Below are 22,753 nucleotides of genomic sequence, written 5' to 3' on the forward strand. Positions count from 1 at the left end.
TCCAATGGGAATTGGATAATATTGTATCCCACATTAGACAAACTTAGCTCGTCCACGACAACAGCTGACAGGTTAGCAAGCAAGTGCGCGCGATCCCAGCTTCCGTTTTTCACGGTATAAATCAAAAAAAGAACTGCCCATAGTAGAAAAATCTACTTATGAACAGTCCTCTGGTACGCTTGCCGTGCCGAAAGCGAGCCGGCCGTCTTCAGGAGATCACTCAACGCCATCCTTGAAGTTCTTCTCGTACCGCTTATCCCCTTTGTGCTCCAGGTCTTCGATCGTCATCTCCAGCGTGTTCACGATCAGCTCCTTCACCTGGTTAAGGGTATCAAAATAGACACTCTCTTCGGAGCCGACGATCCGTACCCCGCTGAGCGCTTGAACCGCTTGGTACCTTCGGTGCTCTTCAGCCAGATCGTCCACGGCCTGAAGCGTATGCTTCATTTGAAGAAACAGGTCTTTATGGTGCTTGCTCTCCAGGCGTTTCTCGAGTTCCTCGATTCGGGCATTCATCGTCTTCTCTCCTTCACCGTATAATGATTTGGATCCAATCCCCGTATACGCTGCTCCCTGCCATTAATTTCTTTATGCGGATCCGGGATTGTTCGATCCGGGAAACAGGAAATTGACCAGCGTTTAGCGAAAGATCTTATTGTTAACATTATACACCGTTACACCCACTAACAATCATGTCAATGATTAAACACACATGGAGGTAGCAATGGAAAAAAACGGACTCGGAGGAAAGAGCATTATTCTCAGACTGGAAATGAACACGCAGGACATCAAATTCGGCCAGGTTGCATCCGCAATTTTCGAAGCCGGGGGAGATATGGTGGCCATCGACGTCATCCAGTCCAGCGGCCATATCACCGTCCGCGATATTACGATTACGGTTACTGACAGCGTCGACATCGGCAAGATCACGCATACCGTCAAAAATTTGAAGGGCGTTAAACTCGTCAACGTATCCGACCGCACATTCCTTATGCATCTCGGCGGCAAGATCGAGACACAGCCCAAAGTTCCAATCCAGAACCGCGATGATCTCTCCCGAGTCTATACGCCAGATGTCGCCCGTGTCTGCGCAGCCATACAGGAAGACCCCAAGAAGGCCTATACCCTGACAATCAAAAGAAACACGGTCGCCGTCATTTCCGATGGAAGCGCTGTACTCGGACTCGGCAATATCGGTCCTTATGCAGCGATGCCGGTCATGGAAGGCAAGTCCATGCTGTTCAAGCAGCTGGCGGGCGTGGATTCGTTCCCGATCTGTCTGGACACCCAGGATACCGAGGAGATCATCTCCTGCATCAAAGCATTGGCACCTGCCTTCGGGGGCATCAATCTGGAGGACATTTCGTCTCCGCGCTGTTTTGAAATCGAGCAGCGGCTGCGGGATGAGCTCGATATCCCCGTGTTCCATGACGATCAGCACGGCACAGCCGTCGTATTATATGCGGCGCTCATCAATGCCTTGAAAATCGTCGGAAAATCGATTGATCAGATCAAGGTGGTCGTCTGCGGAATCGGTGCCGCCGGGGTCGCTTGCAGTAAAATTCTCCTCTCGGCCGGAGTCAAAAATCTCATCGGCGTCGACCGCGAAGGGGCACTAGTTGCCGGTGGCAATTACAACAATTCGATGTGGCAGTGGTATGCGGAGCATACGAATCCGGACAAGGTGCAAGGCTCGCTGCAGGAAGTCATTCGCGGTGCCGACGTGTTCATCGGATTGTCTGCAGGCGGCCTGCTCCGCCGCGAGGACGTACTGGCGATGGCCGACGACCCGATCGTCTTCGCCATGGCCAATCCAACGCCGGAGATCCGGCCCGAAGAGGTGGAAGACATCGTTGGCGTCATCGCTACCGGACGCTCGGATTATCCGAACCAAATCAACAACGTGCTTTGCTTTCCGGGAATTTTCCGCGCGGCGCTCGACTGCAGAGCGACCACGATTAACGAGGAAATGAAGCTTGCAGCAGCGGAGGCTATCGCGTCGGCTGTACCGGATGATGAACGGAACCCTTCCTACATTATTCCGAGCGTATTCAATCAAAACGTCGTAAAGGCTATCCGTGAGCTTGTTGTAAAGGCTGCGATCAAAACCGGCGTAGCACGGAGAATTCCGCGTGAATAAAGGGGCGCTGATTCGGAAGTTCAACAAGCAAGCCGCCATGTACGAAAGAAACTCCAGGCAGCGTTATATCGGGAGATGGCGGCAGCGGCTGCTTCAGGACGTCTCAGGACAAGTGCTTGAGGTCGCCGTCGGTGCCGGTGCGAACCTTCCGTTCTATCAGCGGGACAAGGTCGAGTTGACCGCGGTCGACTTCTCGCCGGAAATGCTGAGCCGCGCGCGGCAATTTGCGGTGGAGCTTGGCATTCATGCGACTTTTCTTGAGCATGATATCGAGACGCTGGAGCTTCCGGAGCGGTCTTTTGACTGCGTGGTGTCCACGCTGTCGCTATGCGGCTACGAGGATCCCTTGGAAGCATTGCGCCGCATGAACCGCTGGGCCAAACCCGGCGGCCGCGTCTATCTGCTGGAGCATGGGGTCAGCGCCAACCGGCTTATCGGCCTCGCCCAGCATCTGGCCAATCCTGCAGCCCGGCGGATATCCGGCTGTCACTTCAACCGCGATATCCTTCGCATCGTGAAGGACTCACCGCTGAAGGTGCTTCGATCCGAACGCTATTGGAACGGCATCGTCCACTTGATCTGGGCGCATGCAACCTAATGGCGTACTGATCATTCAGGCGCTTGATTGAGCATAACATAAGCCTTCCTAACGAATCATCATTCTGGCGGCTCTGTCTGCATATGAGTCTATGTATGAGACAGTAAATTCTTAAATCGGGGGAATCGTTATGAATACAAGACCGGATCCAACAGAATATTTGCCTTTGGCTGAGAAGTACATCAGCCTGGTGCCTGACGGAAACATAGTGGATGTGCTGCAGGAGCTGCATGACGATACATTAAAGACGCTGAGCGATCTAACGGAGGAGCAAGCAGAGTACCGGTATGCCGAGGGAAAATGGAGCTTGAAGCAGGTGATGGGCCACATCGCGGATGGGGAGCGTCTATGGAGTTATCGTCTGCTTCATATAGCCCGCGGGGACGCCCGGGAATTTTCCGGCTATGACCGGGAGGCATTCGTTCAAAACTCGCCCTTTGCCAGCCTGCCGCTGAAGGAAGTGCTGCGGGATTACTCCGCGGTCAGGATGTCGACCTTAACGCTCGTGGGAAGTCTGACGGAGAAAGGGATGCTTGCGCAAGGCAGCTTTAACAACTACCCACTCTCCGCCCGAGCAGCCGCTTATATCATTGCCGGTCACGAAATTCATCATATGAATTTGATTCGCGATAAATATTTAAGGTCATGAATGAAAAAGGGCATCGGCACCGGAATCGCCAACATTCCGGTACTGGATGCCCTTTTTTATAAGGATGTACAGGTCAACCCGATCGGTCTTCCGCTTATCTAAGTCTGATCCCCAGATGCTCTCTCAATGTGCGCCCCGAATATTCTGAACGAAATATTCCCCTTTGCTGCAGCAAAGGCACCACCGAATCCACGAATCGCTCCAGCCCGCTTGGCAATAAAGGCGCCATAACATTAAAGCCGTCGCAGGCTCCGCTCCTGAACCAGTCCTCGATCATATCCGCGATCTGATCAGGACTTCCGGTAACGGTCATATGGCCTCGTGCCACAGCATAATGCCGTCCCAGCTCCTGAACGCTCATTCCGCTTCGCTTAGCCGTCTCTATAATCATGACCGCCCGGCTGCTGTTCCCTTCCTTGGGGAGATCCGGTAACGGCCCATCGGCCGGGTATCCGCTCAGATCCGTATTCAATAGCTGTGACAGATATTTAACCGCAGCCTCCGGCAAAATAAGCTCGCTCCACATCTGCCTGGATTCGCGGGCTTCCTCCTCGCTCTCCCCGAGGAATACGAGCAGGCCCGGCATTACTTTTACATCATCCGGTTCACGCCCATATTCGGTCAGCAGGCTCTTAAACCGTTGATAGTACCTGATGGCCTCCGCCTTATCCTCGCATGCCGTAAATACAACATCCGCCGTTCGCGCAGCCAGCCGTTGTCCGGCGGCCGAGGTGCCTGCCTCGATAATCACGGGTCTGCCTTGCGGCGATCTTGGCATGTTCAACGGCCCTTCGATGCGAAAATATTCCCCTTGGTGATGAACCCGGTGGATTTTATCCGTATCGGCAAACACGATTCCTTCCCGATCCACAACTACAGCATCTTCCTCCCAGCTGTCCCACAGGCCGGTAACCGCCCGCATGAATTCTTCCGCCCGTTCATACCGCTTCCCATGCTCCAGCAATGCAGCTGATCCGAAATTCCGCGCTTCCGCATCCTTGGTGGAGGTGACAACATTCCAAGCTGCCCTGCCACCGCTAATATGGTCCAGCGTTGAGAGCCTTCTGGCCAAGCTATAGGGCTCGTTGAAGGTGGTTGAAGCGGTCCCCGTCAGGCCGATATGTGAGGTCACGCCCGCCAAAGCGCTGAGCATTGTTAAGGCTTCAGGTTGAAGAAAGCTGACATTTGTTCTTAAATCCTCTATTAGTGGAATCGAGTTGTTGTCCGCAAGGAATATCATATCGAATTTTCCGCGCTCAGCGGCAAGAGCGCAATCTTTGTAAAAGGCTAAATCGATCGGCCGGACTTTTGACGACTCCGGATGACGCCATGCCGCGATATGATGACCGTAATTCATCAGAAAAGCACCGAGGCTCAATCGTCTCTCATCTTGGCTCATTGTTATTCCTCCAAAAGTTCTGACACTGGGGCCTTACGCACTTCTATATAGAAGATCTATCATTGTTTTGCGAACTTGACCTCACAACACTCGTAACAAAGTCGGTGACTTGGTCTTCATCAGCTATGCGGGACTGGACGTGTGCCCTCCATAAGTCGGCATCGCGCAGAAGCGCAACGCTTCCTACTTCCCGGTACCATGTCTCAACCTCATCTCGCCGAATCGTAAAGCTCTGATCTTCAAAAGTGAATATCAGCTCCTCGAGGTTATCGATCAACGCAAAATTCGCCGTTGAATTATACATGAAAAATGCATTCAGCTTATCAGGGGCAAGCTCCCCTGCTCTTGCCTGATACAGAATCTCGGCCGTCAGCCGGTCAGGGTACATTTGAATGGTTCTTCCGATGCTGCGAAAAGGCAGGGATGCGTTCAGATTGGCGAAGTTCACCGCATTCCCCATATATTTTTGTTCAAATACGGTATCGATTGACGGATGTCATGCGTTAACGGATCGTTTTGCTCGGCCTCGTATCGAACCGCCTGCGCATTCGCCCTGGGCTTGATGAAGCCTTCCAGCGCGATCAGGCCGCTGATGCCGATAATCAACAGTACAACGATCCATACATTTTTTCTGCTCATGCTTCCTTCACCTCATGTTTGTCGGTTAATCTGGAGGCCCGATGAACCAGCATCGGGACGATCACCGATGTCAAGGGAAGGGCGAGCTGCATTGCGATGACATACAGCGAATAGGGTCCATCCACCTTGAGGGGGCGGCCAAACCAGATATCACTGCCGAATTGCAAAATAAACGTATACGCGGAGACGACAATCATGAATATCCCCCAGATCGCCCACGCCGTCTTGGGCCAGTGCGACCGTCCGGCCGAATGGACGACAGCCGTTTGCGTGTCATCTCGTTTTAGATGCGAGGACACGACTAAAAACATGATGCCGGCAAGGGCGGCCAAGCACAGCAGAAGGGAATTAATCATCACCCCGCTAGGCATAATCCGTGCAGGCAGAGTCAGTATCCATGCCAGCAGAATATAGATCAAGGCACTTTGCAGAAGCTCATAACGATAACGGGTAACATACATCCTCGGGTTGTCATCGAGCAGGTCATCGATTCCCTCGATGCCATCGATCGCTAAACGGATTGCCGCTTGACGGTCCATTCCATGAGCCATCTCATCGGCAACCTTTGCCTCCAGATTACTAAGAATCTCCTGCTTCAGCTCCAGCGTCTCCCTTGTCTTCCGATGATTCGCAAATAACCGATTAACGTAAACCTCCAATTCATGTTCATTCGACATCATGATCCAGCTCCTCTCCATATCCGATCAAGTCATCGATAACGACCCGCGCAGCCTTCCATTCACTCCTGTTTCTTAAAAAACGCTCACGCCCTTGCGGTGTAAGATGGTAATATTTCCGTCGTCCTCCTTGGGTCTCCTCCCCCCAATACGAGCGTATAAGCTCCTGCTTCTCTAGCCTTCGCAGACTGGAGTACAGCGTTGGCTCCTTAAGCTCGAATCGTTGGCCGCTTCGCCTTGCAATTTCTTTAATGATTTGATACCCGTAATTATCTCCGTCCATGAGCACGCGAAGAATAAACGTGTCGATGTTTCCCCGTATCAAATCGCTGTTATGTAATGATTCAAGCAACGTTTCCGAAGCCTCCTCTGACGGAAAGAATGGGATTAATATAACACAAATTACTATGCGTGTCAAAGTAATATCAAAGACATAATAGTTCCTGATTCATGCTTCCGCTGAATGCTGGGACAGAAAAAAGGGGCTGCCGCCGTCCTAGTAGACGCTCTTGCGGCAGACCCTTCGATTCTCTTATTAACATGCTGTCTTTCTCTTCCATTTTGCCGTTGCTCGTTAATCCCAGTTCCATACCTCGATGCGGCCCAGCCGGAATTCGCGAAACTCCGGACGCTCTTTAAGTCGCTGCAGCTCCTTCACCGGTCCCGTGACCGTTGCCCCGTACACCTGAACCCCGTTTTTCTGAATATAGGCAAGCCGCTGTTTATCCTCATCCTCCCCGTTATACGAAGCATTGTTGATCATCCATTCGATGTCCGACTTCATATGCTCCACATGCTCGGGCATATTGTGTTGATCTTCTTCCGGCTTAAAATAAAACTGCCACATGGACAGACTGTTATCCTCCCTGAAGCCGTATCTGGGCTTTAGCGACAAATGCGAAACATAGTAATCCTTGCTGTCGCCCAGCGAATAACCAACCTCAAACTCTTTAAGCTCCCCTGCATATACCGGCATTCCCGTTATGGCAAGATCGTAATCCGCAAGAAGCTTGAGCAGCTCCTCCGGCGGCATTAATGTTTTCGTTGAGAATGACAGCTGCGCAACATGACCTTCTCCGACCTGATCCAGAAGTTTAAGATCGCTTTCCGTCTTCGGGTTTGCCTCCATCGTCTCCTCAAACATAACGGAATAGGGGAGGATAAATGCCGGCCGATCATCCTGATTAAGATAGGGACTTGTTCTCGTGACCGAATAGGTCAGCTTGCCGGAGATGCTTAGTTTCGCGTGAACCTCTCCGGTGATCACCTGCCATTTGCCCACATCCCGATACAATTTCAGCGTTGTTTTTTGGGTGAGGAACGGGGTAACCTCAATATTCGGAAAGGCCGGCTTCTCCACCCGGAGGCCATCCTCGTGAAGCTCAATAACCGATAGGACTGCCCGGTTAAATTGCTCACTCCTCCCTGATCTGTCCAAGTAAATATGAATAGCCGAAATATAAATGCTATAAAGCAATAACAACAGGATAGCTGCGCCAAGCACGTTCGTCAGAAACTTCACCCTTGTCGGCCAAATCATGCGGTTACGCCGATCCTTAATCCGTTTTCCGGGCTTCGACTGTCCTTGCTCGTCAACAAAGAGCACCTGCCCCTCCTCATCCGCTCCCTTATGATCGCTCATAAAACACCAGACCTCCCTCCTTCTACTCATATAGACAACGGGAGTATTCGCTTAATGTTACGAAAAAACATAAAAAAAAACGCTACGGCTGCAGCTTCCCGCTGCAAACCGTAACGAATTAATCCTGTATTTATATCAAATGAGTACATCCGTTCATGGCGAACCGGGCTTTCCATCCCAGCACTCTACATCTTCCAATCCCTTGATGCTCGCTTTGGTAAAGACCGGATCCAGCCCTTCCCGCCGCTGCTTCAAGTAATCCTTCAAGGCGGCAAAAGCCACCTTGGAAAGCAGCGTTATCGCAATCAGGTTTACAATAGCCATCAGCCCCATGAACAAATCGGCAAGATCCCATACCAGCTTGACGCTGGTAACGGAGCCAAAGATCACCATGGCCAGCACACAGGCACGATAGAGCCATATCCAGGCCCGATTCGATTTCAAAAATTCGATATTGGTTTCGCCATAATAATAATTGCCCAGAAGCGTGCTGAACGCAAACAGGAAAATCATGATCGCCAGAAAATCCGACGCCCATGCCCCCATCTCCATGCCGAGCGCCGCTTGGGTCAGGGCAACGCCATCCAGCCCGGTCTCTTTATATGCGCCCGTAAACAAAATGATGAATGCCGTGCTTGTGCAGATAACGAGCGTATCGATCAGCACGCCAAGTGATTGCACGAGCCCCTGCTTCGCAGGATGGCTCGTCGTTGCGGTTGCGGCAGCGTTCGGGGCGCTACCCATCCCCGCTTCATTGGAGAACAATCCCCTTTTGATGCCGTTCATTAGGGCCGCCCCGAGGGTGCCGCCTGCAATCTGCTCATAACCGAACGCGCCTTTCACAATCAGCGTGAGCACCTCCGGCAGCTTCGTAATGTTGGCCAGAATGATATACAGCGCGGCACCGACATACAGAACAGCCAGCACGACGACGATCAGCTCCGACATTTTCGCAATTCTCTTCACACCGCCAAAAATAATAACGGCGAAGATGGCAGCCATCACAAGGCCCACCGTTAAACGGCTCGAGCCGAATGAATTTTCAAAGGCGATCGTGATCGTATTCGACTGAACGGCATTAAACACCAATCCGAAGGATAATGTGATCAGCACGGCAAACAATGCGCCCATCCAGCGCTTCTTCAGGCCTTGCTGAATGTAGTACGCCGGACCGCCGCGGAAGCCTCCTGCGCCGTCCTTTATCTTATAAATCTGCGCCAAAGTGCTTTCAATAAAGCTTGAAGCCGCTCCGATAATGGCAATGATCCACATCCAGAACACGGCGCCCGGCCCTCCGAGCGATATCGCGATCGCAACCCCCGTAATATTTCCGGTTCCGACCCGCGCCGCCATACTGATGGCAAATGCTTGGAAGGGAGAGATGCTTCCTTTGGCTTTCGGTTTGGATTCCCGGATCACCCGGAACATTTCACCCAGCAGACGGAACTGCAAAAACTTGGTGCCGAACGTAAAATACAGCCCTCCGGCAATAAGCAATACAATGAGCAGCTTGGACCACAGAAAATCATTGATGATGTCCACCGCATGTTGAATAAACAGCTCCATAATTCCCCCCGTTTTATATGAGATAAACACCGATTGGTGCAGGATTTGTGAAAATTAGTCCAAAGATCATCTAACCATTTTTACCCTGCGGGTGACAAGGAACAGATTGTGGAAATTGGCCGGCCTTTTGAGCCGGGGGATCAGGGGGAATGGAGCCTATGGCACTGTATATCCGGACATAACGAAAACCCTCTACTGCGGGTTAACCGCACGCAGAGGGGAGATTTTCGAAGCGGATGACTTAGCTTCGTGTCATGGCGATGGGTCCTTAAGATTTCATGCCGGTGTAAATCAAAATCGCATCGCGCAGGAACGCCGCCGTTCCCGGCTGCTTCGCATCATAGTGTGCCGTAAACCGCTCATCATCCACATACATTTGGGCAAGACCCGCATGGGCCTCCTTGCTGTAATCGCTCCAAAAATACGTAAGCCACTGTTTATGCAAATCCGCCGCACGCTGTGCCAGCTCCCCGGCCGGATCCCCTTGCTTGAACGCTTCGGCAAGCGTCGCATACAGCTCGTCAGCCAGACGGGTCACCTCCTCGTACTGCTCCTGCGTCATGCCCTTCAATTTCGCATTGGACCGATCCACCTGCTCATCACCATATTTTTCACGGACTTCCTTGCCGTATTGTTTCTCATTGTCGTCAATCATCTTCTGTTTAAAGCCTTCAAATTTCTCCTGATCGCTCATGGTTATTCTCCCTTCAGCGGAGGCAATCGTCTTCTCCACATTCGCAATTAGCAGATCGAGCTGCCGTCTCTTGTCAAGAAGCTGCACATGGTGCTCCTTCAGCGCCCGGGTCCGGTCATAGGATGGCGAAGATATAATAGCCCCAATTTCCTCCAACTGGAGCCCCAGCTCACGGTAAAACAAAATCTGCTGCAGCCGGTTCACTTCCTCCTCCCCGTAGATTCGATAGCCTGACGAGTTGATTCTGGCCGGCTTCAGAATGCCAATCTCATCATAATATCGGAGCGTCCGGGTGCTGATCCCAGCCAGCCGTCCAAGCTTCTGTACGGTATATTCCATGATTTCACCTCCTGACATCCTAAACTGTACACCTTAACGTAACGTTAAGGTCAACAGGATCATTGCAAAACATTCGCCCAATTCGTAAAAAGAAGACTGCGGGACCCATCGCCCCTGCAGTCTCCAGTATATCCGGTCCCCCCGGCTTGTACATTCCATATCTTAAACCATCCATGAGATCTTAACTATTCGGCGGCTGACTCAGCTTCCGTATCCGTCTTCGATGCATCAGATGGATTCGAATGCGTGCTCTTCTCATGGATCCATTGCTTTAAAGGCTCCGTCAATTGCTCCTTCAGCTTCTGCAGCAGCTCTTCCTCCGTCATGCCTTTAGCGGCCGCCAGCTCGGCCAGCGATTGTCCGCCCTCAAGGCCCGCCTTCAATTCGTCCTCCGTCATTCCGAGCAATGCAGCGATTTCCTCAGGCTTGCCGAACTTCCCAAAGCCGCGGCCACCTTTGCCATGACCTTTCATTAGAAGGTCTTGCGCACTCCTCTCAACCGCCTCAGTCAATCGTTCGTTCAGCCCTTCCTTCAGCTCTGCCGCTTTGGTGTCTGATATACCTCCCTCACTTAGACGCTCATCCAGCTTGGCGGATTCCAGCGCGACCAGCTTCTGCACAAAATCGGATGTGGACATGCCGTTATTTTCAGCAATCTCTGCTAATGTGCTGCCAGCCTCGAGCGCTGTCCGGATATCGCTTTCCGTCAAGCCAAGCACCTCAGCCGCCTCCGTCATCAAATGGCCGCCAAACGGACCGCCGCCCCGGATTCCTAAACGCTTCCCATCGCTGCTCTTCACGGCATCCGTGTCCGTCCCGGCGTTTGTGCCTGCCTGTCCAGCCTCTGTTGCGGAAGCCGCTGCGTCTGTGCTTGCGGCGGCGAAGACCTTGCTTTGCAGGTATCCCGCTCCTCCCAGTACCAGAGCTGCCGCCACACTGCTTACCAGCACTTTTTTACTAATCGGATTCATTGCAATCTCTCCTTTTGGGTGATTTAGATTTGCTTACAATCCGAAGTATAGAAGGCGAAGCTGAAACAGGGCTTAGAGCAGCCTTATTCCTGGCTTAGGCCAAGCTGAAGGTTTGCTGAATGCAGCAAGCGGGCAGGTCCTTTACAGGCCACGGAGCCGAACTCTATTGCAAAGAGCCTGATCCCGGGCTTCAGGATCAGGCTCTGCCAGCCTAACGAAAGGACCAAGTGCGAGCATTCATGACTTTGCGAACCGTCAGCCACAAGGTAAGAAGCAATAGCAATTCGAACACGTTCGTCACGACAGAGCTTTCAACCGGGATTGGAATGGCGCTTCCCGCCGCCATCAATATGGTGCCGATGAATAGCAGGGGCGACCGTTCTCTGCGCCATACGGTCACGCCTGCAAGCAGCAGCGGCACAAGGACGATCATGACCATCAGCGGCGGGCCGGACGATTCGGTGGATACGTATCGAAGGGCACCGTATTGATGTGAAGGGGCAAGCGACAGATCCATCGTTACCGTGACAACCTCCAGCACGATGAGAAGGACGGTCACGAGCCAAGCCCCCCAAGCGGCCCCCGGCTTCCGGGCCCAGGCGCTTCCCGACCGCCGGATCAGATCGAAGGACACCAGCGCCAATAAAGGCGTTGCCAAAGCATGCACCCAGTAGCGCGATAGATTCAGCTGCTCAAGCAGCCTCCCTTCTCCGATCCACCTGCCAAGTCCGATAACTCCGTTGTCCCAAACCAGCCCCGCCGTCACCACGAGCAGCAGATACCGCAGCCCGGGCGATGGATCCCGCTTGAACAGCACCAGGCCATAAACGAACAGCGCCATATACAGAGCGGCCAATATCAAGTAGAGTACAGCATCCATACTTGTGTCAGCTCCCTTCCAGTCCATCATCTTTTCGCTTAAGCCTATCGAATTCCGTTACCATTTATACCCTGTAAACCGCCCCGTTAACCGCATCCTCGGGGTTGTTATCGGCTAAGCGGGAAGCGGGCTCTGAGAAATAACGGCTTTATCATCATAATGCCCAATCATTGCCGTCATGCATGTAATAACAAAAAAAGCGCCAGAAGGAGCTCTCCCCCTCTAGCGCTGCATGTTATTCTAATTCTCGCATCACGTTCGGCCTCCGTGGCTGAATACCGTTATATCACGCCAAGCGCCGCGCTCCGGAGCTTAGTACGGTGCCAAATGTGCTTCGCCATAGGCTTCAGATGGTCATTGTCGGCCGGGTCAACCTTGATCCGGCCGTTCCTCCCGCTCTCGAATCGCCTGCTTGGCCAGATTCGTCAGAACCATATCGTCCATCGGCGGATTATGAAGCCCTGCTCGCACGTCCCGGTACATCCGTTCGAGCGGGAGCTTCCGGGACAAGCTGCTTCCGCCGACGATCCTCATCGCCTGATCCACAATGCGGACAGCCGCATTGGTCGCCGTATATTTAGCCAGCCCCAGCTCCGCCTTAAGTGAGGCCCGGTTGTCCGGCTCCCGGTCCCAGCGGTCGGCCACCTGGTACAGATAGGTCCTGGCCGTAATCAAATCGGCCTCGATCAGAGCGATCTGCCTTTGGATATGCGGCAGCTCCGCAATCGGCACCGTCAGCGAATTGGGCCGGTACCGCGCCGCAAAATCTATCGCAAAATTCCGGGCCGCATAAGCGATCCCCAGATAACAAGCCGGAATATGAAGCAGCGTTCCTTCAGTCGGTACGGGAGAGGACGGCATCTCGTAATTCTCGTCCCGAATCACTTCCGAATCCGGTACGAATACGTCCTTCAGGACGACGTCATGACTTCCCGTCGCACGCATGCCCATCGTATCCCAGGTCTCCTCTAGCTCCACGCCGGGACCGCTCCGAACGAGAAACGCCCCCTTACGCTCGCTGCCTTCGATTCCCGCCGTAACGACAAATACCTTTAGAATCGGGCTTAACGTGCTGAAGGTTTTGCGGCCCGTGATGCTCCAGCCTCCATCGACCTTTACCGCCGTCGTCTCGGGCCGGCCTCCCCGGCTCGGGCTTCCGGTAGCCGGCTCGCTGGCCAGCTCATTGATCACGATGCCTTCCTTGACAGTCGATTCGCACAGACTTTCAAACAATGCCTCGGGCCATGCCCGGGTCAGACGCTGCTTAAGTATGAGGCTGATATGCCAGCCGACAGCCAGTGCGGTGGAGCCGTCTCCGCGCGCCAGCCGTTCCTGGGCCAGCACCATTTCATAGACGGAGGCTTCCTCTCCGCCAAATCGCTTGGGAACGGTTAGTTTTAAATAGCCTGACGCCTTGAGATCTTCAAAGTTCTCGTACGGAAACGATCCTTCCCGATCATGCTTGGGAGCTCTCTCCGCGAATATGGCGGCCAGCCGGTCGGCCCGCTCCGCAATGTTCGCCTCGCGTTCATTTCGTATGAATGGATCTGCGGCATAAGATCGGTTCAAGCTCGCCCCCTCCTTTTCAATACCGTGTATTCCGGTAGCAATATAGAAATTGTAGCAACCCGGATTTGGGGTGTCAATGAAGGGACGCTATGGCAAGTGAAGCTCGAAGACCTGCTCGACGTGGCTTACGCCCCATGCTTCGTTCGGACGCTCGCCGGTCTTGCGGAAGCCGACGTTCTCGTACATCCGAATCGCATTCTTCTGATCCTCGGTCGTCTCCAGGAACACGTTCCGGTAGCCCTTTTCCCGGCAAAACTTGACGGCCTCGTTCAATAACGTCTTGCCAAGTCCCCTTCCCCTGAAATCGGGGTGCAGGATGAACCATCTGAGCTGCGCTTTGTCCGGCGTATGCCCGACAATGGCGATGGCGCCGACGATGCGGCCGTCCGCCTCCGCCAGCCAGAACCGGTCCTTCTCCCGGTCATAACGTTGGAAGAATTCATGAAAGGTCTTGCAAACATAGCCCTCGAATCCATGATTATAACCGCATTCCTCCGCGTACAGCCAGCCGTGCAGATGGATCAGAACGCCAACGTCCCCCGGTCGCAGCTCGGTGCGGATGACCACGCCCGGGCCGCGATCCTCTTCGCCGGAGAGGGAGCTTTCAATGGCCGTCATGCTCTTGGCAATCAGGCCCTTTCTGTGCTCCGGCAGTCCCTCAATCAACCGGCGGACCTGCTCGTCGGATAGCGCATCAAGCTTGTGCAGCATCTCACGGCCTTGATCGGACAAGTAATGGTAGTAGGACCTGCCGTCTTTATCGGATTGAACGCGGTAGGTCAGCCCGAGCTTATCGAATCGCTTTAAAATGCGGCTTAAATAACCGGCGTCGATGCTCAGCTTGTCGATCAGCATTTTGGCCGTGCAATGCTCCGTATTCTGAATTTCATACAGCACCCTTGCCTCGGAAAGAGAAAAATCGCTGTTCAACAGATGTTGATCGAGAAGTCCGAGCACATTCGTATAAAAACGGTTAAAACGCCGGATCGTCTGAATGATGGTAGCATCTGTCATGTTGAGTAAGCCCCTTTCTTCTTATTCGGATAGCAAAAAATTAACATTTTAATTTGACTAAGTCAATTAATAATTTGACACAGTCAATTAAATAAACGACAAAAAGCACGGAATCCGTAAGTTCCGTGCTTTTCCCATGGTGACCCGCTCCAACCACCTTACCTACTTGTGTAGGTCGACGGTTTTATTCAATTCGGAATCCTCTTCCTGGCGCTGGCCGGTCATTTTCCGGAAGAACGCTTTTACGGTCTTCATTCGGTCTCCCGTTTCCCAGTATTCGGCCGTCTCGGTCCGGATTTTGATCAAGATGATGTTTGGATCAGCATAGGTCGTGTCCAGAAATTTTTCGTACATCTTATTCCAAAGCTCTTTCTTCCTGTTCAGATCATCCACGATTTCCGCGGTGCCGCGAATGGACACATACGACTTGCCGACATAAGCGACGTTCACGTTCGGATTCTCCAGGATTTCCTTGTATTTGCTCGTATCCTTCTTGGTCAAGAACCACAGGTCTCCGTCAAATTCGATATCCTGCGTCTGCATCGGCCGGGAATTGATGCCGCCCTCCGATATGGTCGACAGCATGGCGGTTTCAACGTCTTTGATAATATCCTTAACAGTCTCGACCGCTTCTTGGTTGATTACTGCATCCTTCGACATGGTATCACCTCATTCATGTAGTTATGTCGGTCGATGTTTTGCGTTTAAGGCAGCTATGAAAAATGTTCTTCCGATCACTCATTTCTCACTCTTGCCTCTTTACAAAATTCTTTAGTTCAACTTTGTAATTAAACGATTCTTAAATCTGCAATCGAATCTTTAAACAAACAGCAACCGGGCAGCCGCCCTCGCCCATCCTCCGTTTTCCCAAGAAGCGCAGATATGGGTAGGATGCGTTATTTCGGCGAAACTATACGGATTTCCGCAGGAGGCCATTCAGCCATGCCATGAAAAAGCCCGTCAAATCTCTGGACGATTTGACGGGCGGATCATATGATTATTCGTTTAATGCTCACTGCCCGGAGAGGACAAGCCCTTTTTCGGCAGCAGAACCGTAAACGTTGTCCCCTTCGATGGCTCGCTCTCCACCGTAATCGTACCGTCATGGGCCTGGACCAGCTTGTAGACAATCGCCATTCCGAGCCCCGTCCCCTCAGAGGAAGAGTCCGTGGTGGTCCCGCGGTAATACTGGTGGAATAAATGCTCTACCGTATGAGCCGGCATGCCGACGCCGTTGTCCTTGATGCGAATAACGGCATGTTCTCCCGAGTCCGCGATCTGTACATAGATATCCGTATGCTCAGGATTGTGGAGGACGGAGTTCATCATTATATTTTGCAGGATGCGCTGCATGAATTTCGAATCAAAATCAACATGAATGGCAGGAGAATCCGCTTGAAAATGTAAATGATAGCTGCCCGCTTGCGGATTGTTGCTGATATCGGCCACTACCCTTTTCGTAAATTCGACGAGATCTTGATTCGTCTTCTGTAAGGGGAGCGCGCCATCAGCGCGATTCAGCTGCGTGACTAAGCTTAGGTCTTGAATCAATTCCTCCATATGCTTACCCTTGTCATCCATTTCCCGGATAAAAGAAATCGCTTCTTCCTTCGACCACTCGTACTGCTCATTCAATAAAAGGGCCGAGTAGCCCTTGATATAGGTTAACGGCGTCTTCAAATCATGGGAAATCCCCGCGATCCAATCCTGCTTCGCCTGCTCGATTTGGGTTCGCTCGATTTCGTTCGCTTGCAAAATGCTGCCCAAGGACTGCAGATGCTCCAGCACCTCCCGATAGAGGCGAAATCGCATGCGAAGCTTGCCTTTTCGGGTATATATCTTGGATACATTAGCAGGCGGCTTGTAAATATCCTGTGAAAGTCGATGAATCCAGGACATGATGAAGCCGAGCGGGCCGCCGAAATACCATCCGAACAAGGCAATGCAGAGCAGCGTGCTGGCCCCGAAGATTCCTCCTACAACAAGACCTTCATCGTCCATGCTGATATGGATACCGAGCACGGGAAGAAGCCCTTCCAGCATAATGACAATGAGCAAACCGGTCCCCAGCATCCATAGAATAAGTCCTAATGCCAAATGGATCGTGAATCGTGTTTTTATTCGCATAGCCGTTCCTCATTCGGGGGGATGAATTTATATCCGATTCCCCTTAAATTCACGATGATTTTCGGCTTTCGGGTATCGTCACCGAGTTTTTTCCGCAGCTTGGAGATATGGATCGTGACCGTTTTTTCTTCTCCGAACACATCATTTCCCCACACCAATTCGTATAGCTGCGCCGTCGTAAAGATATGATTCGGATGCTTGCAGAAGAAATGCAGCAGCTCCAGCTCCTTCGCCGTGCACTCTACAGGTTGACGCTTTACGGTTAACGTTGCCGACTCCGGATGAAAAGAGAAGTATCCGTAATCGTACGCCGTGTTTTGTTGAGTCGCATTCTCCATGAGTCTCTGCCGGCGAAGAATCGCCTTGATTCGGGCAGTGACCTCCAGCGGATTAAACGGCTTGGTAATATAATCATCCCCGCCAAGCCCCAGCCCCGTAATTTTATCGAAGTCGGTAGAGCGAGCGCTGATAAAAATAATCGGCGTATTCGTATGCCTCCGGATCTCCGTGCACAGCTCAAAACCGCTAAGGTCCGGGAGCATGATATCGAGCAAAATCATATCATATGTCTTCTCTTTGACACGCTGCAGCGCTTCTTTGCCCGATGAGGCGGTATCAATATGGGTGAAGCTCTCCTTCCGGAGCGTAATCTCCAGCAGCTTCAAAATCCCAATTTCATCATCGACAGCTAATATGGATGCAGATTCCATTATCAATTCTTCCCTCATTTCATATGTATCCTCAAACATGCTGTCTCTCTATCTTACTCTATTTAAAAAGGCAGGGGCTCCATCGAAGTAAAATGTTACGAGCTTTTTCCGCACCGTTTACTTTGTTTTTACTTTCATTCCCTAAGCTTAGGGTAGCACATCACTACGAAACGGGAGGTAATCAGACATGGACGCCGTCATTCAAATCAATCAGATAAGCAAGGCATACAAAGGCACGGAAACGATTAAGAACGTCAGCATGCGTATTAACCGAGGGGAGATTTACGGGTTTTTGGGTCCGAACGGAGCCGGCAAAACAACCGTGATGAAAATGATATTAAACCTGGTGAAGCCGTCTTCGGGTGAAATCCAAGTATTCAATCAGCGGATTCAACCGTCATCGGTTCAATACTTAAAAAGAATCGGCAGCATCATTGAATATCCCGTGTTCTACGACCGGCTGACGGCCGAGGCCAATTTGGAGCTTCATTGCAGATACATGGATTATCGCAATAAGCCGGCAATCCAGGAAGCGCTGGAGATCGTAGGTCTTCACGGCGTGGGGAAGAAGAAAATCCATGAATTTTCACTAGGCATGAAACAGCGGCTGGGGATCGCGCGCGCCCTGGTTACGAAGCCGGACATCCTCATTCTGGACGAGCCGATCAACGGACTGGATCCGATCGGGATCAAGGAGATGCGAGAGCTTCTCTTGCTGCTTAAGGAGAATTACGGTACGACCATTTTGATCTCGAGTCATATCGTGTCCGAAATCGAATCGGTCGCCGATGCGATCGGCATTATTCATCAGGGAACCCTGTTAAAGGAAGTAAGGATGGAGGACATCCGAAGGCAGCATGCCGGATCGCTCGAAGACTACTTCATTCATCTCATTCATGGAGGCAAACGCTATGCTTAAACTCATAAAGCTGGAATGGCAAAAAAGCAACATCACCGGTTATTTTAAAGGATTAGCCGTTTGCATCATCGCTATTTTCGCCGCCGTCAGTTTGATGGCTCTGGGCTCGCGCGGTGAAAGTGAACCGATGTTTGAGAATTACGCCGCATTTATGTCTTTAGCGGATATTTTGACGCGCATCACCTATATCATTTTCGCAAGCGTGATTTTGTCGCGTTTAGTGATTGAGGAATACAAGAGCAACATGATCCAGGTGCTGTTCACCTACCCGCTGCAGCGAAAAAAAATCATGCAAGCCAAGCTATCGATTGTATTTGGGTTTTGCTTATTCAGCATCCTCGTCACGACGGTTGTCATCAATCTGTTAACGTACTTCTTGAATCCGAAGATCGGGTTATTTGAAGGATCGGTTCACGTGGATGAAATGATGGCTACCCTTCCGGCAACGCTGCTAAACGCCTTTATGATCGCCGGAATCAGCCTGATTCCTTTATTGTTTGGCATGAGGAAAAAGTCGACGGCTTCCACGATTACCTCGGCTGTCATCATTAGCTTCGTGATTAATGCCACGGTGTCTAACGGAGGAAGCTCGACCAGCCTGTTCCAATTCATTGCCGTCCCGATGACGCTCTGCCTGCTTGGGCTGATCCTTGGCTATTTTTCTTTTTACAGAGTGGATCGATGCGACGTGGCCTAAGATGTACCGTAGATAACTGGAGGAATCGAACATGAGAAAAATCATAACCGCTTCGCTGGTCTTGCTTGCCGTTGGCGGGTTAGCTATGGGCTGCCGAGGCCTAGGAACATCACAATATAACCATGAGGTATCCTTTGGGGCCGACCGAATTGATGAAATTGAAGTCAACAACGATTCTTGGGATATCGAATTCAAGCATTCAGATTCCCCAAGCATCACCATCGCTTGCGATGGGAAGCGGCAGAACAATAAGAGCGAACCAGTAACGATAGATCTTGACGGGAATAAAATCATCGTGACCCAGGAGGATCAAGGGGATGGCATGGGAGGCTTTACTTTTGGCAAAAAAGGCACGATCACCCTATCCATTCCTGACCATGAAGTCGATACGATTACATTGAATAACGACGCGGGGGATATCCAGCTGCAGGATGTCGCGGCCCCTCGCGTGGTCTTAACCAACCATTCGGGCTCAGCCGATCTCGAAGGGCTCTCGGCGGACCATGGTGAGTTTACTTCCATAGACGGGGATATCCAGCTGACAAACAGCTCGCTAAACGAATTAACGGTAACCACAGGCAGCGGCGGCAGCTATATTACCAACGTGACCAGCCCTGAGATGATAATAGCCTCAAATGATGGGGAGGTATCGATCAAAGCGGCCGAAGAAGGAAGGCTGCTGCGCGTTGAGACAGAATCCGGTGATATCGCCGTCTCCTATACAACGCCCCCGGCATCATTAAAGCTTACCGCGAACAGCGGCTCATCGGATATCCGCGCCCGATTAGACGGCTTTAAGGAAACACGGCGCACGGAACAATCCGTAGAGGGCACGATTGGAGATGCATCAAATACCTTAGAGCTAGTCAGCCAGGACGGAACGATCAGTGTAAAATAGTTGGGTTCCTGCGGGGGCAATTAAACGGAATAAAATATGCGTTCACCCGACAAATAAGGTGTACAGTACTCGGCACACAGCTTCGGCATCCGCTCGCGCATCCATGCATGGACGGATTCATTCTCCATCTGGAAGACATAGTATCCGATAATGGCCAGCAGCATGAAGCCTTCCAGCAGAACGAGTTCGTCTGTTCCCGTAGAATCATTGCCATAATAGCCTTTCAAGAAACGATCCCGAAGCTCCGATGGAACCATCATGGCACCCATAGCAACATCCGTGTAATAATACCCTGGCCCGAAAAAACCAAAATCGATAAAACCCAGCTCCCCTTCCGGGGTCATGATGATGTTCCCCAAGCTTAAATCGCCATGGATGAGTCCCCAGGCATCTTGCTGTCCGCCAGCTTCAAGCCGGGCATTTACCAGCGATACTGTTTGTTCAATAAGGGAAACATCGGAGGAAGCGAACAATCCTCTCCCTAGCCCTTTCTTTATAACCTCGATCATATATTGATTATAGCCAATCCCCTGACTCGGACGCTTGTCCAGGCCTTCCTGCTCGTACTGGCTATAGAATTGGTGCAGCTCTGCAATGCGAGTCCCCAGCTTCTCGACCAATATCGGGTCGCTTACGTCTTCTTTCCGCAGGTCTCTTCCCTCCAGCCAAGACAGCACAGAGCTGTTCCACCTCTTCCCCTCGAGCTCGATGATCGTAATCAGGTCACCTTTTCGATTACGCAGCGGCCTCTGGACGAGAAGATGATCCCGGTCTGACATCGCCTCCAGCATCTGCAGTTCACCCAGCAGACCGTCATAGGTATGCTGCAGACCGGCCATCCCGTCTTTGACCGGTTGATGAATGCGCAGCAGATATGGGCTTCCGTCGTGGCCTTTTACTTTATAGGTTCGATTCTCATTATGCCTGATAAACGTAATCTCCGGTTCCCGGATGCCGTATTGAATCAAAATATCCTGCAGCTGTTCATGTTGCATTTGGGCTTCTCCCTACCCTTCCTAATTATTGACTATATCACCCTCTGAGGAACGTATGGTCAAAATACGTCTTGAAGTCCCTGTATAGATAATCCAGCGATGCTTTAAGCTCAGCCCGGTCCGTTTGCTCCTCATCCAGATCAAATAAGATTTCATGCTCGATCTCATAGATGGCACCGAAGTCTTCGCCAGCGTCTTCATTTACGTCGATGCACCATATCTTGCCGTATTCGGAATCCCATGTGAAAGGTAGATAGCCCAGCCGGCACAACAAGGGATTGTACATATCCCTGACGTTATCCAGCGGCTCGTCCACCGGTTGCTCAGGAATGACGTCAAAGTAATGATGATATGTAGAGATAAATGCTTTATACCACTCGAGAAATGTCAATCCGTACCCGTCTTCCAGTTCCCTAATATCAGCTTCACTTACAACGGAAGGGACCAGCTTCCAGATGGACCACTCCTCGTCGGTATCGGTAGCCTTCATCTCTGCAGGAACGTGAGGGCGCATCCACCTGCAGAAGCCGTCCTCCGTAACCTGGCTGTATTTTGCGTAATAGGCCTCAAAGCCTCGTTTGATATAGTCGCGTATGTCCATGTTCCAAATCTCCTTATGCAGAAAATACAACCCGCTCAGCGCTGCTAATTTATACGGAGAGGGAAGAGAATGTGCTTCGTTTCCGGTTCGAAACCGAATGTTCCTTCTTCCATGATCCCTATCCTTGATTCTATCAGCGGATCTTCCATATTATAGCATGACAAGGATCCCTGCTTGGATCACAAGATTCCCGCTCTACCGTCTTGCACAGACAATACCAAACAGGTGCATATTTATGTGCCTATGGATATTTGATAAAATATTACGATCAACCATTGGAGGATCACGTGTAATGGAATTAAAAACTACGCACAGGTGGGATTTAGACGAGCAGGAAGCCATTGAGCTACAGCATCAATTGGCTTTGCAAGTAATGAAGGAAGATGCGCTGGAGCCGGTTCGTTATGTCGCAGGCGTGGACGTTGCCTATAGTGAGCAGAATGATAAGCTTATCGCTGCGGTTGCGATTTTAGAGGCCGACTCCTTAACCCTCGTTGACACCGTTATGGTTGAAGAGAGCGTTTCGTTTCCGTATATTCCGGGGTTGTTTTCCTTTCGGGAGCTTCCGCCGATCATGAAAGCTTTTGAGCAAATCAGCATCTTGCCTCAGTTAATCGTTTGCGACGGTCAAGGGCTCGCGCATCCGAGACGTTTTGGGCTGGCCTGCCATCTGGGAGTTCTTTATGATATTCCAACGATCGGCTGCGGAAAAACAAAGCTCTCGGGAAGTTACGTTGAACCCGATATCCAGCGAGGCTCGTATTCACCGCTCATGGATCAACATGAAATAATTGGGAATGTATTGCGCACCCAGGACGGCGTTAACCCTGTGTTTGTGTCTATCGGCCACCGCATTTCTCTGGCGACAGCGTGCGAATGGATTTTAAAGCTCTCCCCCACATTCCGCCTGCCGGAAACGACCCGCCAAGCGGACCAAATCGTTAGAAAGGGATTAAAGCTTACCCAATAGCAAAGGATGGGATTGTTCCCATCCTTGTTATGTATAGTATTACTTTTCACGGGTAAACC

General features: G+C 51.5%; 25 protein-coding genes. 7 read left to right on the forward strand and 18 right to left on the reverse strand.

The genetic code is table 11. The features are described 5' to 3' along the window. Positions 1 to 216: 216 nt before the first annotated feature. Positions 217 to 516: a hypothetical protein gene (locus MKX76_RS19325; protein ID WP_341034470.1), complete on the reverse strand. Its 300-nt coding sequence runs from the start codon at positions 514 to 516 to the stop codon at positions 217 to 219. 208 nt (positions 517 to 724) lie between these two features. Here MKX76_RS19325 and MKX76_RS19330 point away from each other — a divergent pair, with 208 nt between their 5' ends. From MKX76_RS19330 to MKX76_RS19340, 3 genes are all read left to right on the forward strand, one after another. Further along, the gene (locus MKX76_RS19330) at positions 725 to 2,140 is read left to right on the forward strand and encodes an NAD-dependent malic enzyme (protein WP_007132475.1); all 1,416 of its coding nucleotides are present in this window, start codon (positions 725 to 727) and stop codon (positions 2,138 to 2,140) included. Then, positions 2,133 to 2,738 (forward strand): class I SAM-dependent methyltransferase, encoded by a 606-nt coding sequence (locus tag MKX76_RS19335; protein ID WP_028407392.1) that lies wholly within the window; start codon positions 2,133 to 2,135, stop codon positions 2,736 to 2,738. The genes MKX76_RS19330 and MKX76_RS19335 overlap by 8 nt, the downstream gene beginning before the upstream one ends. 130 nt (positions 2,739 to 2,868) lie before the next feature. Next, positions 2,869 to 3,387, forward strand: coding sequence for a DinB family protein (locus MKX76_RS19340; RefSeq protein WP_028407391.1), 519 nt, complete (start codon positions 2,869 to 2,871; stop codon positions 3,385 to 3,387). A gap of 94 nt (positions 3,388 to 3,481) precedes the next feature. Here MKX76_RS19340 and MKX76_RS19345 read toward each other — a convergent pair whose 3' ends face one another. The 15 genes from MKX76_RS19345 to MKX76_RS19415 form a co-directional block, all read right to left on the reverse strand. Next, positions 3,482 to 4,786 (reverse strand): LLM class flavin-dependent oxidoreductase, encoded by a 1,305-nt coding sequence (locus MKX76_RS19345; protein WP_341034472.1) that lies wholly within the window; start codon positions 4,784 to 4,786, stop codon positions 3,482 to 3,484. Between the two features lie 43 nt (positions 4,787 to 4,829). Next, on the reverse strand, positions 4,830 to 5,234 hold the full coding sequence (locus tag MKX76_RS19350) for a hypothetical protein (protein WP_341034474.1): 405 nt from the start codon (positions 5,232 to 5,234) through the stop codon (positions 4,830 to 4,832). Beyond that, positions 5,231 to 5,425, reverse strand: coding sequence for a hypothetical protein (locus tag MKX76_RS19355; RefSeq protein ID WP_341034475.1), 195 nt, complete (start codon positions 5,423 to 5,425; stop codon positions 5,231 to 5,233). Before MKX76_RS19355 ends, MKX76_RS19350 begins: the two co-directional genes overlap by 4 nt. Beyond that, entirely contained in the window at positions 5,422 to 6,105 is a 684-nt protein-coding gene (locus MKX76_RS19360; RefSeq protein WP_341034476.1) for a permease prefix domain 1-containing protein, read from the reverse strand. Before MKX76_RS19360 ends, MKX76_RS19355 begins: the two co-directional genes overlap by 4 nt. Continuing rightward, positions 6,092 to 6,454 (reverse strand): PadR family transcriptional regulator, encoded by a 363-nt coding sequence (locus MKX76_RS19365; RefSeq protein WP_028407387.1) that lies wholly within the window; start codon positions 6,452 to 6,454, stop codon positions 6,092 to 6,094. Before MKX76_RS19365 ends, MKX76_RS19360 begins: the two co-directional genes overlap by 14 nt. Before the next feature lie 222 nt (positions 6,455 to 6,676). Continuing rightward, positions 6,677 to 7,744, reverse strand: coding sequence for an anti-sigma factor C-terminal domain-containing protein (locus MKX76_RS19370; RefSeq protein WP_341034477.1), 1,068 nt, complete (start codon positions 7,742 to 7,744; stop codon positions 6,677 to 6,679). Positions 7,745 to 7,897: 153 nt separating this feature from the next. After that, entirely contained in the window at positions 7,898 to 9,310 is a 1,413-nt protein-coding gene (locus MKX76_RS19375; protein ID WP_028407385.1) for an amino acid carrier protein, read from the reverse strand. A gap of 268 nt (positions 9,311 to 9,578) precedes the next feature. Next, on the reverse strand, positions 9,579 to 10,343 hold the full coding sequence (locus MKX76_RS19380) for a MerR family transcriptional regulator (RefSeq protein WP_341034478.1): 765 nt from the start codon (positions 10,341 to 10,343) through the stop codon (positions 9,579 to 9,581). Between the two features lie 185 nt (positions 10,344 to 10,528). Then, positions 10,529 to 11,314: a hypothetical protein gene (locus MKX76_RS19385; protein WP_341034479.1), complete on the reverse strand. Its 786-nt coding sequence runs from the start codon at positions 11,312 to 11,314 to the stop codon at positions 10,529 to 10,531. A 211-nt stretch (positions 11,315 to 11,525) separates the two neighbouring features. Continuing rightward, positions 11,526 to 12,194 (reverse strand): hypothetical protein, encoded by a 669-nt coding sequence (locus MKX76_RS19390; RefSeq protein ID WP_210094188.1) that lies wholly within the window; start codon positions 12,192 to 12,194, stop codon positions 11,526 to 11,528. Between the two features lie 369 nt (positions 12,195 to 12,563). Then, positions 12,564 to 13,763 (reverse strand): acyl-CoA dehydrogenase family protein, encoded by a 1,200-nt coding sequence (locus tag MKX76_RS19395; RefSeq protein ID WP_341034480.1) that lies wholly within the window; start codon positions 13,761 to 13,763, stop codon positions 12,564 to 12,566. 87 nt (positions 13,764 to 13,850) lie between these two features. Then, complete coding sequence (locus MKX76_RS19400; protein ID WP_341034481.1) at positions 13,851 to 14,777, reverse strand: bifunctional helix-turn-helix transcriptional regulator/GNAT family N-acetyltransferase; 927 nt, start codon at positions 14,775 to 14,777, stop codon at positions 13,851 to 13,853. 162 nt (positions 14,778 to 14,939) lie between these two features. Further along, positions 14,940 to 15,437: a pyridoxamine 5'-phosphate oxidase family protein gene (locus MKX76_RS19405; protein WP_341034482.1), complete on the reverse strand. Its 498-nt coding sequence runs from the start codon at positions 15,435 to 15,437 to the stop codon at positions 14,940 to 14,942. 345 nt (positions 15,438 to 15,782) lie between these two features. Then, the gene (locus tag MKX76_RS19410) at positions 15,783 to 16,904 is read right to left on the reverse strand and encodes a sensor histidine kinase (RefSeq protein WP_341034483.1); all 1,122 of its coding nucleotides are present in this window, start codon (positions 16,902 to 16,904) and stop codon (positions 15,783 to 15,785) included. Then, positions 16,895 to 17,614 carry a response regulator transcription factor gene (locus tag MKX76_RS19415; RefSeq protein ID WP_341034484.1) on the reverse strand — a complete coding sequence of 240 codons (720 nt, stop codon included), beginning with the start codon at positions 17,612 to 17,614 and terminating at the stop codon, positions 16,895 to 16,897. The genes MKX76_RS19410 and MKX76_RS19415 overlap by 10 nt, the downstream gene beginning before the upstream one ends. 187 nt (positions 17,615 to 17,801) lie before the next feature. Here MKX76_RS19415 and MKX76_RS19420 point away from each other — a divergent pair, with 187 nt between their 5' ends. From MKX76_RS19420 to MKX76_RS19430, 3 genes are read left to right on the forward strand one after another with little or no spacing between them, the layout of a single operon-like run. Beyond that, on the forward strand, positions 17,802 to 18,533 hold the full coding sequence (locus tag MKX76_RS19420) for an ABC transporter ATP-binding protein (protein ID WP_028407379.1): 732 nt from the start codon (positions 17,802 to 17,804) through the stop codon (positions 18,531 to 18,533). Continuing rightward, positions 18,526 to 19,230, forward strand: a complete 705-nt coding sequence (locus MKX76_RS19425; protein ID WP_007132495.1) for an ABC transporter permease — start codon at positions 18,526 to 18,528, stop codon at positions 19,228 to 19,230. The genes MKX76_RS19420 and MKX76_RS19425 overlap by 8 nt, the downstream gene beginning before the upstream one ends. 31 nt (positions 19,231 to 19,261) lie before the next feature. Next, on the forward strand, positions 19,262 to 20,128 hold the full coding sequence (locus tag MKX76_RS19430; protein ID WP_007132496.1) for a DUF4097 family beta strand repeat-containing protein: 867 nt from the start codon (positions 19,262 to 19,264) through the stop codon (positions 20,126 to 20,128). Between the two features lie 20 nt (positions 20,129 to 20,148). On the opposite strand, the gene MKX76_RS19435 is transcribed toward MKX76_RS19430, so the two are convergent. Together MKX76_RS19435 and MKX76_RS19440 are read right to left on the reverse strand one after the other, a co-directional pair. Beyond that, the gene (locus MKX76_RS19435; protein ID WP_007132497.1) at positions 20,149 to 21,123 is read right to left on the reverse strand and encodes a phosphotransferase enzyme family protein; all 975 of its coding nucleotides are present in this window, start codon (positions 21,121 to 21,123) and stop codon (positions 20,149 to 20,151) included. A gap of 37 nt (positions 21,124 to 21,160) precedes the next feature. After that, the gene (locus tag MKX76_RS19440; protein WP_007132498.1) at positions 21,161 to 21,724 is read right to left on the reverse strand and encodes an SMI1/KNR4 family protein; all 564 of its coding nucleotides are present in this window, start codon (positions 21,722 to 21,724) and stop codon (positions 21,161 to 21,163) included. A 292-nt stretch (positions 21,725 to 22,016) separates the two neighbouring features. On the opposite strand from MKX76_RS19440, the gene nfi reads away from it, so the two are divergent. Continuing rightward, the gene (gene nfi / locus MKX76_RS19445; RefSeq protein ID WP_007132499.1) at positions 22,017 to 22,694 is read left to right on the forward strand and encodes a deoxyribonuclease V; all 678 of its coding nucleotides are present in this window, start codon (positions 22,017 to 22,019) and stop codon (positions 22,692 to 22,694) included. Positions 22,695 to 22,753: the final 59 nt, after the last annotated feature.

This window comes from Paenibacillus sp. FSL R5-0810 (assembly GCF_038002285.1).
In the GTDB taxonomy this organism is placed as follows: domain Bacteria; phylum Bacillota; class Bacilli; order Paenibacillales; family Paenibacillaceae; genus Paenibacillus_AQ; species Paenibacillus_AQ lactis.